This is a genomic window from Pseudomonas sp. W2Aug9 (assembly GCF_023127755.1).
GTDB classification, from domain to species: Bacteria; Pseudomonadota; Gammaproteobacteria; order Pseudomonadales; family Pseudomonadaceae; genus Aquipseudomonas; species Aquipseudomonas synxantha_A.
Genome location: NZ_SPKL01000020.1, coordinates 409,989 through 424,890, shown reverse-complemented (window position 1 = coordinate 424,890; position 14,902 = coordinate 409,989). Strand labels below are relative to the sequence as shown.

Genomic DNA, 14,902 nt, shown 5'->3' with positions numbered 1-14,902 from the left:
CTCACAGTCGCATACACACTTGTACCTTGCGTCACGCAAAAGGAGCCTGCATGGGCGGTCGCACTTCGACATTTATTCTCAGCCTTGGCCTCCTGGCGCTGCTGAGCGGCTGTGGCCAAGACAAAGCCGAGCCCAAGCAGCATTCACGGGTATTTGTGCAAACCGTGCAGCCGGCGGATTTTGCCGCGGCGGTCACGCTGACGGGCGATATCCAGGCGCGGGTGCAGACCGATTTGTCCTTCCGCGTGGGTGGCAAGATTATCCAGCGTATGGTCGATGTGGGCGACCGGGTTACGGCCAAGCAAGTACTGGCCAAGCTCGACCCCAAGGACCTGCAAACCAACGTCGATTCCGCCCAGGCCCAGGTTGTGGCCGAACAGGCGCGGGTCAAGCAGACCGCCGCCGCCTTCGTGCGCCAGGAAAAACTCTTGCCCAAGGGCTACACCAGTCGCAGCGAATACGACGCCGCCCAGGCCGCGTTGCGCAGCAGCCAAAGTGCCCTGGCCGCCGCGCAGGCGCAATTGGCCAACGCCCGTGAGCAACTTGGCTACACGGCGCTGGTCGCCGATGCACCGGGGATCATCACGGCGCGCCAGGCCGAAGTCGGCCAAGTGGTACAAGCCACCGTACCGATCTTCAGCCTGGCCCGTGATGGCGAACGTGACGCGGTGTTCAACGTGTATGAATCCCTGCTGGTGGAGCCGCCGCCGGATGCGCCGATTACCGTCAGCCTGCTGGACAACCCGAGCATCAAAGCCGTGGGCAAGGTGCGTGAAGTGACCCCGGCAGTGGCGGCCAATACCGGCACCATACAAGTGAAGATCGCCCTGCAAAACCTGCCTAAAGGCATGGAGCTGGGTTCGGTGGTGAGCGCCACCGCCAACGGCCCGGCCAAGACCAGCATCGAATTACCCTGGGCGGCCTTGACCAAAGACCTCAGCGAGCCTGCCGTATGGCTGGTGGATGCCGACGGCAAGGCGCAGCTGCACAAGGTCAAGGTGGCCCGTTACCTCACCGGCAAGGTGATTATTGGCGAGGGCCTTAAAGGCGGCGAAAAAGTCGTAGTGGCCGGTGGGCAATTGCTGCACCCCGGCATGGTGGTCGAGATCGCCCAGCAAGGAGCCCAGCCATGAAGCAACTGACGGTCATCGTCGCCGCCAGCCTGTTGCTGATGGCTTGCTCCAAGGAAGAGGCGCCGCCTGAGCCTGTGCGCCCGGTGTTGTCCATGCAAGTGAAGGCTGAAGATCAGGAAAACCTCGGCCGCTTCGCCGGCACTATCCAGGCCCGCTACGAAAGCAACCTGGGTTTCCGTGTGTCGGGCCGCATCGCCCGTCGCGCCGTCGACGTGGGCGCCGAGGTGGAGAAGGGGGCCTTGCTTGCCGTGCTCGACCCCACCGACCAGCAGAACCAACTGCGTGCCGCCCAGGGCGACCTCGCCCGCGTGCAGGCACAGTTCATCAATGCCCAGGCCAATGCCCGTCGCCAGCAGGAGCTGTTCAACCGGGGCGTCGGCGCCCAGGCTCAGTTGGATGTGGCGCAGACTGACCTGAAAACCACCCAGGCCACCCTTGATCAGGCCCGCGCCTCGGTCAATCAAGCCAAGGACCAGCTCAATTACGCCGAACTGCACACTGACCACGCCGGTATCGTCACCGCCTGGGATGCCGAGGCTGGCCAGGTAGTCAGCGCGGGGCAGCAGGTGGTGACCCTGGCTCGCCCGGACATCAAGGAGGCGGTGATCGACCTGCCTGCCGGCCTGGCCGAGCGCCTGCCGACGGATGTGGTGTTTCTGGTCGCCGGGCAACTGGACCCCAGCGTGCATACCACCGCCATCGTGCGTGAGATCGAACCCCAGGCCCAAAGCGCCACGCGCACCCGCCGCGCACGTCTGAGCCTGACCGACACTCCCGCCGCGTTCCGCCTGGGCACGGCCATCAGCGTGACCTTGAGCAGCGCCATTACGCCGCGTATCGAATTGCCCTTGAGCGCCTTGCAGGACGTCGACGGCAAGACGCGCATCTGGCTGCTTGATACCCAGAGCCAGACCGTGCAGCCACGCGACGTCAGTGTGGTCAGCCGGGATGCTGGCAGCGCCTTGGTCAATGGCGGCATCAAAGCCGGTGAACGCATCGTCACCGCCGGCGTGAACAGCCTGAAACCCGGGCAAAAAGTCAAAATCGACGAGGACAGCCCGCGATGAAAGGGAGCTTCAACTTATCCGACTGGGCACTCAAGCATCAGTCCTTCGTCTGGTACCTGATGTTCGTCGCGCTACTGATGGGCGTGTTCTCGTATATGAACCTGGGCCGCGAAGAAGACCCCTCGTTCACCATCAAGACCATGGTGATCCAGACCCGCTGGCCGGGCGCTACCCAGGAGGAAACCCTCAAGCAGGTCACCGATCGCATCGAGAAAAAACTCGAAGAGCTCGACTCCCTCGACTACGTGAAAAGTTATACGCGACCGGGTGAGTCCACGGTGTTCGTGTTCCTCAAGGACACCACCAGCGCCAAGGCCATTCCGGAGATCTGGTACCAGGTTCGCAAGAAGATCGATGATATTCGCGGCACCTTCCCCCAGGGCTTGCAGGGGCCGTCGTTCAACGATGAGTTCGGTGATGTGTTCGGCTCGGTGTACGCCTTTACTGGCGACGGCTTGTCGATGCGCCAGTTGCGCGACTACGTGGAGCAGGTGCGCGCCGAAATCCGCTCGGTGCCGGGGCTGGGCAAGGTCGAGATGATCGGCCAGCAGGACGAAGTGATCTACCTGAACTTCTCCACGCGCAAACTGGCGGCGTTGGGCATTGATCAGCGCCAGGTCGTGCAAAGCCTGCAATCGCAGAATGCGGTAACGCCCGCCGGGGTGATCGAGGCCGGGCCGGAGCGGATTTCGGTGCGCACCTCCGGGCAGTTTGCTTCGGAGAAAGACCTGGCCAACGTCAACCTGCGCCTCAATGACCGCTTCTATCGGCTGGCGGATATCGCTGACATCAGTCGCGGTTACGTCGACCCGGCAAGGCCGATGTTCCGTTTCAATGGCAAGCCGGCGATTGGCTTGGCGATCGCCATGCAAAAGGGCGGCAATATCCAGTCGTTCGGCAAGGCGCTGCACGGGCGCATGGATGAGCTGACTGCCGACCTGCCGGTTGGCGTCGGTGTGCACAAGGTGTCTGACCAGGCCGAAGTGGTGGAAGAGGCCGTCGGCGGCTTTACCAGCGCGTTGTTCGAAGCCGTGATTATCGTGCTGGTGGTGAGCTTTATCAGCCTCGGTATGCGCGCTGGGCTGGTGGTGGCGTGCTCGATTCCGTTGGTGCTGGCGCTGGTGTTCGTGTTTATGGAATACAGCGGCATCACCATGCAGCGGGTATCGTTGGGTGCGTTGATCATTGCACTCGGCTTGTTGGTGGACGATGCGATGATCACCGTGGAGATGATGATCACGCGCCTGGAAAAAGGCGAAACCAAGGAGCAGGCCGCCACCTACGCCTACACCTCAACAGCGTTCCCGATGCTCACCGGTACGCTGGTGACCGTAGCCGGTTTCGTGCCGATTGGCCTCAATGCCAGTTCGGCGGGCGAGTACACCTTTACTCTGTTCGCGGTGATTGCCGTGGCGATGTTGGTGTCGTGGGTGGTGGCGGTACTGTTTGCGCCGGTGATCGGCGTGCATATTCTCAGCGCCAATGTGAAGCCGCATAACGCCGAGCCTGGGCGCATCGGCCGCGCGTTCAATGGCGGTATGCTCTGGGCCATGCGCAACCGCTGGTGGGCCATCGGTATCACTGTGGCGCTGTTTGCGGCCTCGGTGTTTTCCATGCAGTTTGTGCAGAACCAGTTTTTCCCGTCATCGGATCGCCCGGAAATCCTGGTTGATCTGAACCTGCCGCAAAACGCCTCGATCAACGAGACGCGCAAGGCGGTTGACCGCCTCGAAGCGATCATCAAGGACGACCCGGACATTTCTCGCTGGAGCACCTACATCGGCCAGGGCGCGATCCGTTTCTACCTGCCGCTGGACCAACAACTGGAGAACCCGTACTACGCGCAGTTGGTGATCGTCAGCAAGGGCCTGGAAGAGCGCAGCGCCTTGATTGCGCGATTGCAGAAACGCCTGCGCGATGATTTTGTCGGTATCGGCAGCTATGTGCAGCCGCTGGAAATGGGCCCGCCGGTCGGGCGGCCGATCCAGTACCGCGTCTCCGGTAAAGACACCGACCAGGTGCGCAAGCACGCCATCGAACTGGCGACCTTGCTGGACCAGAACACCCACTTGGGCGAGATCATCTACGACTGGAACGAGCCGGGCAAAGTGCTACGCGTCGACATCGCCCAGGACAAGGCGCGGCAACTGGGGCTGTCGTCGGAAGACGTGGCGCAGTTGATGAACAGCGTGGTCAGCGGCGCGGCGGTGACCCAGGTGCACGACGATATCTACCTGATCAACGTGGTCGGTCGCGCCGAAGATGCCGAGCGCGGCACGCCGGAAACCTTGCAGAACCTGCAGATCGTTACGCCCAACGGTACCTCGATCCCGTTGCTCGCGTTTGCCACGGTGCGTTACGAGTTGGAGCAGCCGCTGGTGTGGCGTCGTGACCGCAAGCCGACGATTACCATCAAGGCCGCGGTGCGCGATGAGATGCAGCCGACCGACCTGGTCAAGCAACTGGCGCCGACCATCCAGAAATTCAGTGACGGCCTGCCGGTGGGCTACAAAGTCGCCACCGGCGGCACCGTGGAAGAAAGCGGCAAGGCCCAGGGCCCGATTGCCAGTGTGGTGCCGTTGATGCTGTTCCTGATGGCCACGTTCCTGATGATCCAGTTGCACAGCGTGCAGAAAATGTTCCTGGTGGCCAGCGTTGCACCGCTGGGGCTGATCGGCGTGGTGCTGGCGTTGATCCCCACCGGTACGCCGATGGGGTTTGTGGCGATCCTGGGGATCCTGGCGCTGATCGGTATCATCATCCGCAACTCGGTGATCCTGGTCACACAGATTCATGAGTATGAAGTGGCGGGCTATACGCCGTGGGATGCGGTGGTGGAAGCGACCGAACACCGGCGTCGGCCGATTCTGCTTACGGCGGCAGCGGCGAGCCTGGGCATGATCCCGATTGCCCGGGAAGTGTTCTGGGGGCCGATGGCCTACGCGATGATTGGCGGGATTATCATCGCCACGTTGCTGACGCTTTTGTTCCTTCCGGCGCTGTATGTGGCCTGGTACAAAATCCGCGAACCCAAACAAGAGCATCAGGAACAGCGCGGTTAAAAATGTGGGAGGGAGCTTGCTCCCGATGGCGATGGTTCAGTCAGTGCATCTGTATCTGGCCCATCGCCATCGGGAGCAAGCCCCCTCCCACATTTGGATCTTCATCTCGCTTGAGGCTGTGGGACGCTTCCGAAAAATCCACTTGTTGCCCCGGCCACTGTCTGCATGTTTTACCCTCTCGACCTAACTTCTCCGTCCTGGTCGATTCCCATGCAGTGCCTGCGCCTCATCTTTGTGCTCTGTGCGCTTGTTCTTGCGCCCTCAGTCTTTGCCTCCACCGTGCTGGAAAACGCCCTGTGGCGCGTTGACCTCGAGCCTGCAACCCTGGCGCTGCGTGTCACGCCAGCGGGGGAGGCCCCGGTACAAGCCTCCAGCGGTGTCGCCGCGCACGCTGTCAGTGCGTTGCAAGCTGATGCCGCACAGGTCTCCTGGCAATGGGATAGCGGCGCCTACCGCCTGACGGCCCGGCTTGAGCAGCGCGAACTGTCCCTGTCTATCAGTGCTCGCGAGCCGGGTGAATTGGCCCTGCTGCGCCAGCCGGCCACGGCCATGGGCCAGGCGCTGATCTGGCCGTTGGCTGAAGGGCATTATGTGCCCTTTGATAACCCCGTGTGGAAGGCGTTCCTGCTTGAGCACGGCGAAGTCAATACCACCCAGGACCTGAGCTTGCCCTTGTGGGGCCTGGATCACGGGCGCTTCACGCTTAACTGGCTGCTGACCAACCCCTACAACAATCGCCTTGAATGGCAAGCGGACGGCCAGGGTCTGGCGCTGTCAGCGGCCCATGAATTCACCACCCTTGCCCCCGACGCACCGATGACGCTGCGCCTGTACCTGGGCGATGCAGACCCATTGGCCGGGGCCAAGCATTATCGCCAATGGTTGGTGGAGCAGGGCCGTTACGAGCCGCTGGCGGACAAGCTGCGGCAAACCCCCGAGGCGGTGAAATTGCTCGGCGCCAGTCACGTTTACCTCTGGGGCAACGGCTTGCTGACGCTGGATGATGTCCGTGATTGGCCAACGTTGATCAAACGGCTGCGCACTCATGAGCTTGGCAGGCTGCTGGACAAAGAGTCTGCGAAGGTGCTCGCACAGACAACCGCATTGAATCGTTATGAGCAAACCGTGTTGCTGCGCGGCCTCAATGCGGCCATCAACCAGAAGGCCCGGCAAGCCTGGCAAGTGGAAGAGCCCGACATGAGTCGCCTTGCCACTCGCTACGGCGAGTTGCGTAGCGAGCTGGCCGTGGATTTCGCCTCAGCCTTGAGTGATCGCCCCGAAACCTGGGGGCATTCGACTATCCAAGCCTTGCGTGACGCGGGGCTCTCGCGTCTGCTGTTGACCCTGGGTGATGGCTGGGAAGGCGGGCTCTGGCATCCCGAAGCGATTCGCGCAGGCGTGGATGCCGGGTATCTGATGGCGCCTTACGATTCGTATGAAACGGCGCTGTCGGCCAGCGAAAATCCGGACTGGGCCACTGCCCACCTGGGCGGTAAGGCGTACCGTGACTGCGCAATCATATTGAAGAACGGCCAGCCGAAAGCCGGTTTCCAACAATCCGGCCACTACACGGACCCGCGCTGTGTGCGACCGTTGCTGGAAGCACGGGTAAAGGCGGTGCAGGCCGCAGCCGGATTCAATGCCTGGTTCCTCGATGCGTACGCCACCAGCATGATCTTTGACAGCTACCGCGACGGCGCCTCCATGAGTCAGGTGCAGAATGCCCAGGGCAATATCGACGCCTCGCGCTGGATCAACACTTCGCTAAAACTGCCCGCAGGTTCCGAAGACGGCAACGCCGTCACCGCTCAGGGCATTATGTTTGCCCATGGTATGCAAACTCCGGTGATTGGCTGGGGTGACCGGGACATGACCCGCGACCGGCAGTCGCCCTATTACGTCGGCAACTGGTACCCGGCGGAACAGCCGGCGGTGTTCTTCAAGCCTGTGCCGTTGAAAGCGTCGCTGCGCACGGTGTATTTCGACCCGACGATGCGGCTGCCGTTGTATCAGGCGGTGTTCCATGGCTCGGTGATCACCACTCATCACTGGCTGTTCGACAACCTCAAGCTGAGCAATGTACGGGCTGAAAATGAACTGGCCCAACTGCTCTACAACGTACCGCCGCTGTATCACCTGAGCGCGACGACACTCAAGGACAGGCTGCCGGTGATTCAGCGCCAGGACCGGTTCTTTCGGCCGCTGCATCAACGGTTGGGGACTCAGGCAATGACTGAATTTCGATGGCTGACAGCGGACAAACTGTTGCAGCAAACCACCTTCGCCGATGGGACGCGGTTGGTGGCGAATTTTTCGGACGCGCAGAAAGATGGGTATGCCGGGCGCAGTGTGACGGCGCTGGTGGAGGGGGAGGAGCCGGTGGTGTATCAGGTGAAATAACGCTGCCCGTTACGGCGCCATCGCGGGCAAGCCCGGCTCCCACAGTGAAATGCATTCCGAATGTGAGAGCTGGCTTGCCTGCGATGAGGCCGGTACAGGCGATGCGGCACTAAATTTTACGCCACACACTCGCCAACCAAGGCTGCTGTTCCCGCGGCAACCCGGCCGGCCGGTAGTAGTGCTCCAGCTCTTCAAATCCGGCCTCGGTCAGCAAGCCCCGCCACGCTTCCAGGTCGTGATAAGAGCCATACCGCGGCCCATTCCAGCCTTCCTGGTTTTCACCTCGAGGGTTGGAGCTGAACAGCACGCCCCCAGGCTTCAATGTGCCATGCAACTGCTTGAGAACCCGCGGCAATTCCTGCTTGGGAATATGAAACAGCACCGCATTGGCAAACACGCCATCGAAGCGCTCGGGTGGCAGGTCCAGCTTGAGAAAATCCTGTTGCAATACCTCACAGCCGCTGTCGTCCCGCGCCATCTGCGCAAACCGCTCGGAGCCATCCAGCCCCACGGCGATATGCCCCATGCGCGTAAAAGTCTGCAAATCCCGCCCCGGCCCGCAGCCGAAATCCAGCACGGTAAACGGCGCCGAGCCCTGGATATGTCGCAACAGCGCGTCGATGTTCTGGCTCACATCGTGATCGCGGGTGCCTTCACGGAAGTCTTCGGCGACTTTGTTGTAATGGCCGAGGGTGGTGGCGGTGATCTGGTTGAGGTCGTCGGGGGCGAGTTTCATGGTGTGGCGCACCGCTGCGGTTGAGGTGGTCGGACTATACCTCAGGCTCACCCTTGAGTTGAAAGACGTGTATCTGGTGTAGGGCGGTTCATTGTGTGCGTGTTGGGAGAATCCGACAGACCGCCCCGCAGGATTCTGGGTAAGATTCGGCCCTCATTCAAAGAGGGTTGTACATTCATGGAAGAAGAAAAACGTTCACGTGAGGGTCAGAAATTCACTGCAAACAAGGTGGACCAATACGCCACGAAACTCAGCAGCGGCCTGCTCTGGCTCAATGAACGCGCCTGGCCGCTGACGGTGGGGATCCTGTCGGTGGCAGGCTTGTATTTGTACCAGTACATCCAGGTGGAAAAGGTACCCCTGAGTATTTTGTCGGCCGCGGCGTTCACCGCATTGCCGGCCATGTTCGCCATGTTGGTATTCGTCATCGGCATGATGGGCGCGTCGATCCTGATCCCTACATTCATCTTGTTCAAACGCCTTAACGACACGGGCGTGCGCCTTAGTGATCAGCTGAATCTCAGTCCGCTTTCCCCTCAGTTGACGGCCCAGCACCGGCGTTTATTGTTGCACTGGGCTGCCAGCCTGGTCGTCATGGCCATCTTCTGGATGTGCGCCGTGTACCTGTCGGTGAACGCCGAAAGTGGGCCTTTGCTGACTGTCAGTTGGATTGTGGCGATCGTGGTGGCGGTACTCGCCTATGTCGGCATCATCATGCGCGCACGCCCTGCTCAGGTTGGATTGCGTGACATATCCGGCGAGTTCTGGCTGGCCAGTGTGGGTGCTGGCGCGGTTCAAATGCTGGTAATCCTGATGGTAACCGTGCCGGTCTCCCGCGCCTTCCTTGAGTATTCCGACAGCGCTGTGCTCTTTGCACCGTTCATGTTTGCCGAGGTGGTCGTACTGTTCCTGGTCCAGGGCTGTGGGGCCTGCCTTGTGGTGTACATGCGCGATCACAAGAACCCGGTTGCCTTCGCATCACTGGCAGCCTTTGCACTCATCGTCTTCCTCGGGCTGATCCCGGCAAGCGGGTCGAAGCTGGGTGGGTTGCCATTGCAAGGCTCCGCCTCCGGAGGGCGCGTGTGTACGCTGATGACCTGGTCGGACGACGCCAAGGTTCTTCGCGTGCTGGTAGACGCCGACAACCCGCAGCGCAGTGTAAAACTGCGGGTAATGGCAGACTCGGACGGCAGCTACATCGTGCGCCCCTGGCAGGCCAAGGAAAAAACCGTCAGCTTCGTGCCCCATGCCAGCGTCGCGCAGTTGGACGAATGCCCGTGAGTTCAGCGCTTGTTCAATACCCGCGCCAAGCGATCCCCACTCAGTTGAATTACCGCCACCAGCACCACCAACAACACAATCACCGTGAGCATGATCTGCGAATCAAACCGCTGGTAGCCATAGCGGTAGGCAATGTCGCCCAAGCCACCGGCGCCAATCGCACCGGCCATGGCCGATGAGTTGATCATGGTAACCAGGGTGATGGTGAACCCGCCGACGATCCCCGGCAGGGCTTCCGGCAGCAGCACATGCCAGATGATGTGCCAGCGCCGGCAACCCATGGCCTGAGCCGCTTCGATCAGGCCTTGGTCGACCTCGCGCAGGCTGACTTCGGCGATGCGTGCAAAGAACGGTGTGGCGGCGATGGTCAGCGGCACCACGGCCGCCCATACACCGTAGGTGGTGCCGACGATCAGCCGAGTGAACGGGATCAACGCCACCATCAGGATCAGGAACGGAATGGAGCGGAACAGATTGACGAACGCCCCCAGCACGCGGTTAAGCGTCGGCGCCTGGTAGATGCCGCCCTTGTCGCTGGTAACCAGCAATACCGCCAGCGGGATACCGACCAGCAAGGCGATCAGCGACGACACACCGACCATCAACAAGGTGTCGATAGCGCCCTGTACTAAACGATCAAACCACATAGCCCAGCACCTCCACCCGGTGTGCCCAATTGCCGGCGCGGTTACGCAGCTCTTCGGCATTGTGCGGCGACCCATTCACCGCCAGCAGTAATTGCCCCAGAGCGTGCCCCTGGATCCGCTCCACACCGCCTTGCAGCAAACGCACGCGGCCGCCGAGGGCGCTGAACAGTGCGGCCAGGTCCGGCTCATCGGTATCGCTGCCGGTGAACTGCAAGCGCAGCACCAGCGCCGCATCAGCCGAGGTTTGTGTCGGTTGCAGGCGGTTTTGCAATTCGGGCGGCAGGCCGTGTTGCAGCGGTGCGAGCAGGGTCTTGCTGACCTCATGCTGCGGGTTGCCGAACACTTGCCACACCGGGCCTTGCTCGACGATGCGCCCGTGTTCCAGCACCACCACGCGGTCGCAGATTTCGCGGATCACCGCCATCTCATGGGTGATCAATACGATGGTCAGGCCCAGGCGTTGGTTGATCTCACGCAGCAGGCCGAGGATCGACTGGGTAGTCTCCGGATCGAGGGCCGAGGTGGCCTCGTCGCACAGCAGAATCTCGGGGTCGTGCACCAGCGCGCGGGCGATGCCGACGCGCTGTTTCTGCCCTCCGGAAAGCTGCGCCGGATACGCCTTGTGCTTGTCTTGCAGACCTACCAGCTCCAGCAGTTCATGCACCTTACGCACGCGTTGTGCCTGGTTCACGCCGGCGACCTTGAGAGGCAGTTCGACGTTCTGCCACACGGTCTTGGCCGACATCAGGTTGAAGTGCTGGAAGATCATGCCGATGCGCCGGCGCAGTGCTACCAGGTGGTCTTCATCGAAGCCGCCGATGTCCACCTGATCGATCAGCACGCGCCCGCTGCTGGGTTGTTCCAGGCGGTTGATGGTGCGGATCAGCGATGACTTGCCGGCACCGCTGCGGCCGATGATGCCGAACACTTCGCCACGCTGGATCGCCAGGTCGATGCCTTGCAGGGCGTGTACGGTGCCGCCATAGGTTTTGCCCAGGTTGATAAAACGCACGTGGGCGCGATTGAGGTCCGGGTGCAGTTCAGTCTGCTCGGCGTCCCTGGGCGCATGGCCCAGGTCGCGCAGTTGGGCGTTGGCGGCGGTCATTTTTTATCTTCCCAGCCGACTTGGTAGAGCTTGCCCAGGGATTTATCCAATGCGGCACGTACCACCGGCGAGTGCTGGTAGATGTCGACGAACTTGATCACTCGTGGGTCGGTCTTGCTCTTGGGCTGAATCACGAACTGAATCACGTACTCCGGGTGGTCGAGGCCATCGAACAGCAGCGCCGATTGCGCATCGAAGGTCTTGGACAGGCGGATATACGCCGGGTAGCCCTGCACCAGGTCGGCGTCGTCGTAGGCGCGTACCAGTTGCACGGCTTCCACCTGCAGGATCTTGAGCTTTTTGGGGTTGCTGACGATGTCTTCTTCGGTGGCCTTGTAGCCCACGCCCGGCTTGAGGGTAATCAACCCGGCCTTGGCCAGCAGTTGCAGGCCGCGCCCGCTGTTGATCGGGTCGTTGGCAATGGCCACGCTGGCGCCTTCGGGCAGGTCGTTGAAGCTTTTGTATTGCTTCGAATACAGGCCGACGTTGTTGATGATGCCCGGTGCGTAAGACACCAGGTCAAACCCGGCGGCGGCCTTGGCGTTTTCCAGGAAGGGAATGTGCTGGAAGTAGTTCACGTCGATATCGCCGGCGGCGAGGCTGACGTTGGGGGCGATCCAGTCGCTGAACTCGACCAGTTCGACTTTCAGGCCCTGTTTGCCGGCCTCTTCAACGGCCGCTTCCAGCGGAATGGCGAAGGCGGCGGTGGTGCCGATTTTCAGGGGAGGGTCGGCGGCGAAGACCGCTGTGCTGAATAACCCGAAGGCCAGGGCCAGTGCTTTGACTGGGTGGGTGAGCAGTGTTTTTTTCATAATCAATTTCCAGTCATAAGGTATAGGCACAAACAATGGAGATCCAATGTGGGAGGGAGCAAGCCCCCTCCCACATTTTTTGATCAGTGACGGTAGGTGGCGCCGGTGTGTTGTTCGGGTAGCCGAGCGGTGCCGTGGAAAACTTTTTCCCGCAGGGTGCCCTGCTCATAGGCGGTCTTGTACGACCCACGTCGTTGTAGTTCCGGTATCACTAGGTCAATGAAATCCACATAGCTCTCCGGCGTCACAACGCGCGTCAGGTTGAAACCATCCAGCCCGGTTTCGCTGATCCAGGATTCCAACTCATCGGCAACCTGTTCAGGCGAGCCCACCAAGGTGATATAGCGCCCACCCAGGGCGTGCTGTTCGAGCAATTTGCGCCGGGTCCAGTCGTTGTTTTGCAGGTTCTTGGTGGCCGACTGGATCGCGTTGCTCTTCACGTACTGGATCGGTTCGTCCAGTTCGTAGGTAGAAAAATCAATCGCCGTGGACGCCGAAAAGTGCGCCACACCGGCTTCCGCACTGGCATAGCTCAGGTACTCGGCGTGCTTGGCCCATGCAAGCTCCTCGGTGGCGCCCACGATCACGTTGAGGCCCATGAACACCTTGATGTCATCCGGGTTGCGCCCAGCCTCCACTGCGCTGGCGCGCACCTTGTCCACCTGTAGCCTGGTCGCGGCCTTGTTCTGCCCGCTGATGAACACGCACTCGGCGTGGCGCCCGGCGAACAGCAGCCCGCGCTCGGAACTGCCGGCCTGGAACAACACTGGCGTACGCTGCGGCGATGGCTCGCACAGGTGATAACCCTCTACCTGATAAAACTCACCGTGGTGCTCCACCTTGTGCACCTTGCCCGGTTGCGCATACACCCGCGTTTGCGGGTCGTTGAGCACCGCGTCGTCTTCCCAGCTGCCTTCCCAGAGTTTGTACAACACCTCCAGGTATTCATCGGCCTGGTCGTAGCGCCGGTCATGTTCGACCTGTTCGGTGAGGCCCATGGCTTTGGCGGCGCTATCGAGATAGCCGGTGACGATGTTCCAGCCGACGCGGCCACGGCTCAGGTGATCGAGCGTGGACATGCGCCGGGCGAACAGATAGGGCGGCTCGTAGGTCAGGTTGGCGGTAAGGCCGAAGCCAAGGTGCCGGGTGACGGCGGCCATGGCCGAGACCAGCAGCAACGGGTCGTTGACCGGTAGTTGGATGGACTCCTTGAGCGGCACGTCAATCGAGTTCTGGTACACGTCATAGACGCCGATGATATCGGCGATAAACAAACCATCGAACAACCCGCGCTCAAGGATCTGCGCCAATTCGGTCCAGTATTCGAGGCTCTTGTACTCGGTCGAGTTGTCCCGTGGGTGAGTCCACAAACCGTGGTTGATATGCCCGATGCAGTTCATGTTGAAGGCATTGAGCAGGATCTTTTTCTTGCTCATCAGATGGTCCCCCGCAGCGGCGGGTTTTCATCGTTGAGGTAATAGTTGCCTACCGCATGATATTTCCAGCGCACCGGATCATGCAGGGTGTGCACCCGGGCGTTGCGCCAATGGCGGTCCAGGCCATGCTCGGCCAAAGTCGCCTGGCTGCCGGCCAGTTCGAACAAGGTGCTGCCCGCTGCGAGGGAAATCTCGGTGCTCAGGGCGCGCACTTCGGCCACGGCGATGGACGCGGCGGCGACGGTCTGGGCATTGCTGTCGGCCTGGGCGCGGTCGAGGAATTCGCCGGAGCGCTCCAGCAACGCCTCGGCGGCGTGCAAGCGAATGCTCAGGTGGCCGAAGCTCTTTAGAGTCAGCGGGTCTTCGGTGGCCTTGTCGTTGCCGGAATCGATCCACGGGCGGGTCTTGGTGCGCACAAAATGCAACGCATCTTCAAACGCTGCGCGGGCGATGCCGGTGTCGATGGCGGCGTGAAGGATCTGCGCCAAGGGGCCCACGGTGGTCGGGCGTTCGAAGGCGCTCTGGAATGGGATCACGTCCTGCGCTGCGACCCACACGTTATCGAATACCACTGAGCCGCTGCCAGTGGTGCGCTGGCCGAAGCCGCTCCAGTCGTCGATGACCGTCAGGCCCTCGCTGTCACGGGGTACGAACGCCAGTTGCTGGATGCCGTTTTCATCCACCACCGAGGTGGGAATGCGTTGGGCATAGATCGCGCCGGTGGCGTAGAACTTGCGCCCGTTGATGCGAAAACCGTCGCCGTCGCGGGTGAGGCTGGTCACGCGGTCATGGGCGGTCTTGGTGCCCAGTTCCGCCAAGGCGTTACCAAAGCGCTGACCGGCCAGCACCTCGGCGTACAGGCGCTTTTGCTGCTCGGGGTTGCCGTTTACGCGCAGCACTTCAAGGGCATAAAAATGATTTTGCGGGATCTGGCCCAAGGAACCATCGGCCTGGGAAATCAGTGCAATCACCTTGGCCAGGGTGACATTGGATACGCCCGCGCCGCCGAATGCCTTGGGCACCGTGATACCCCACAGGCCGGAGCGCGAAAACACGTCCAGCTCGGGCCACGGCAGGCGGCGTTCGCGGTCGCGCTGGGCGCTGTCGCGGCGCAAATCTTCAGCGAGGTCGCTGGCGACGATAAGGGCTTGCTCATCGCTGGTGATAACCGCGACGTGGTGAGAAAGGGTCATGAGTTTCTCCAGAAGCTCGTGGAAAAAGTG

Annotated in this window: 11 protein-coding genes; 5 read left to right on the top strand and 6 right to left on the bottom strand. The window is 61.4% G+C overall.

The window, feature by feature from the left end; all coding sequences use genetic code 11:
- Positions 1-50: 50 nt before the first annotated feature.
- From E3O56_RS15545 to E3O56_RS15530, 4 genes are all read left to right on the top strand, one after another.
- Entirely contained in the window at positions 51-1,133 is a 1,083-nt protein-coding gene (locus E3O56_RS15545; RefSeq protein ID WP_103734001.1) for an efflux RND transporter periplasmic adaptor subunit, read from the top strand.
- Positions 1,130-2,200: an efflux RND transporter periplasmic adaptor subunit gene (locus E3O56_RS15540; RefSeq protein ID WP_248128505.1), complete on the top strand. Its 1,071-nt coding sequence runs from the start codon at positions 1,130-1,132 to the stop codon at positions 2,198-2,200. The genes E3O56_RS15545 and E3O56_RS15540 overlap by 4 nt, the downstream gene beginning before the upstream one ends.
- Positions 2,197-5,262, top strand: a complete 3,066-nt coding sequence (locus E3O56_RS15535; protein ID WP_032878431.1) for an efflux RND transporter permease subunit — start codon at positions 2,197-2,199, stop codon at positions 5,260-5,262. Before E3O56_RS15540 ends, E3O56_RS15535 begins: the two co-directional genes overlap by 4 nt.
- Before the next feature lie 210 nt (positions 5,263-5,472).
- Entirely contained in the window at positions 5,473-7,662 is a 2,190-nt protein-coding gene (locus E3O56_RS15530) for a glycoside hydrolase (RefSeq protein ID WP_248128504.1), read from the top strand.
- A 109-nt stretch (positions 7,663-7,771) separates the two neighbouring features.
- Here the strand turns inward: E3O56_RS15530 and E3O56_RS15525 are convergent, their stop codons facing one another.
- Positions 7,772-8,398 carry a class I SAM-dependent methyltransferase gene (locus E3O56_RS15525; RefSeq protein ID WP_248128503.1) on the bottom strand — a complete coding sequence of 209 codons (627 nt, stop codon included), beginning with the start codon at positions 8,396-8,398 and terminating at the stop codon, positions 7,772-7,774.
- Between the two features lie 177 nt (positions 8,399-8,575).
- Between E3O56_RS15525 and E3O56_RS15520 the strand changes: the two genes are divergently transcribed.
- Positions 8,576-9,679: a hypothetical protein gene (locus E3O56_RS15520; protein ID WP_248128502.1), complete on the top strand. Its 1,104-nt coding sequence runs from the start codon at positions 8,576-8,578 to the stop codon at positions 9,677-9,679.
- A 2-nt stretch (positions 9,680-9,681) separates the two neighbouring features.
- On the opposite strand, the gene E3O56_RS15515 is transcribed toward E3O56_RS15520, so the two are convergent.
- From E3O56_RS15515 to E3O56_RS15495, 5 genes are all read right to left on the bottom strand, one after another.
- Positions 9,682-10,326, bottom strand: coding sequence for a methionine ABC transporter permease (locus E3O56_RS15515; protein WP_248128501.1), 645 nt, complete (start codon positions 10,324-10,326; stop codon positions 9,682-9,684).
- The gene (locus tag E3O56_RS15510; RefSeq protein WP_248128500.1) at positions 10,316-11,431 is read right to left on the bottom strand and encodes an ATP-binding cassette domain-containing protein; all 1,116 of its coding nucleotides are present in this window, start codon (positions 11,429-11,431) and stop codon (positions 10,316-10,318) included. The genes E3O56_RS15515 and E3O56_RS15510 overlap by 11 nt, the downstream gene beginning before the upstream one ends.
- Positions 11,428-12,243, bottom strand: a complete 816-nt coding sequence (locus tag E3O56_RS15505) for a MetQ/NlpA family ABC transporter substrate-binding protein (protein WP_103733995.1) — start codon at positions 12,241-12,243, stop codon at positions 11,428-11,430. The genes E3O56_RS15510 and E3O56_RS15505 overlap by 4 nt, the downstream gene beginning before the upstream one ends.
- An 83-nt stretch (positions 12,244-12,326) precedes the next feature.
- A complete protein-coding gene (locus E3O56_RS15500) occupies positions 12,327-13,679 on the bottom strand; it encodes an LLM class flavin-dependent oxidoreductase (RefSeq protein ID WP_248128499.1) in 1,353 nt (450 codons plus the stop codon).
- Positions 13,679-14,872, bottom strand: a complete 1,194-nt coding sequence (locus tag E3O56_RS15495) for an SfnB family sulfur acquisition oxidoreductase (protein WP_005783783.1) — start codon at positions 14,870-14,872, stop codon at positions 13,679-13,681. The genes E3O56_RS15500 and E3O56_RS15495 overlap by 1 nt, the downstream gene beginning before the upstream one ends.
- Between the last annotated feature and the right edge of the window lie 30 nt (positions 14,873-14,902).

Excerpts from the sequence above, each read along its gene's own strand:
- E3O56_RS15540 (WP_248128505.1), top strand. The coding sequence starts at position 1,130 with ATGAAGCAACTGACGGTCATCGTCGCCGCCAGCCTGTTGCTGATGGCT.
- E3O56_RS15510 (WP_248128500.1), bottom strand. The coding sequence starts at position 11,431 with ATGACCGCCGCCAACGCCCAACTGCGCGACCTGGGCCATGCGCCCAGG.
- E3O56_RS15495 (WP_005783783.1), bottom strand. The coding sequence starts at position 14,872 with ATGACCCTTTCTCACCACGTCGCGGTTATCACCAGCGATGAGCAAGCC.
- E3O56_RS15530 (WP_248128504.1), top strand. The coding sequence starts at position 5,473 with ATGCAGTGCCTGCGCCTCATCTTTGTGCTCTGTGCGCTTGTTCTTGCG.
- E3O56_RS15505 (WP_103733995.1), bottom strand. The coding sequence starts at position 12,243 with ATGAAAAAAACACTGCTCACCCACCCAGTCAAAGCACTGGCCCTGGCC.
- E3O56_RS15500 (WP_248128499.1), bottom strand. The coding sequence starts at position 13,679 with ATGAGCAAGAAAAAGATCCTGCTCAATGCCTTCAACATGAACTGCATC.
- E3O56_RS15535 (WP_032878431.1), top strand. The coding sequence starts at position 2,197 with ATGAAAGGGAGCTTCAACTTATCCGACTGGGCACTCAAGCATCAGTCC.
- E3O56_RS15520 (WP_248128502.1), top strand. The coding sequence starts at position 8,576 with ATGGAAGAAGAAAAACGTTCACGTGAGGGTCAGAAATTCACTGCAAAC.
- E3O56_RS15515 (WP_248128501.1), bottom strand. The coding sequence starts at position 10,326 with ATGTGGTTTGATCGTTTAGTACAGGGCGCTATCGACACCTTGTTGATG.
- E3O56_RS15525 (WP_248128503.1), bottom strand. The coding sequence starts at position 8,398 with ATGAAACTCGCCCCCGACGACCTCAACCAGATCACCGCCACCACCCTC.
- E3O56_RS15545 (WP_103734001.1), top strand. The coding sequence starts at position 51 with ATGGGCGGTCGCACTTCGACATTTATTCTCAGCCTTGGCCTCCTGGCG.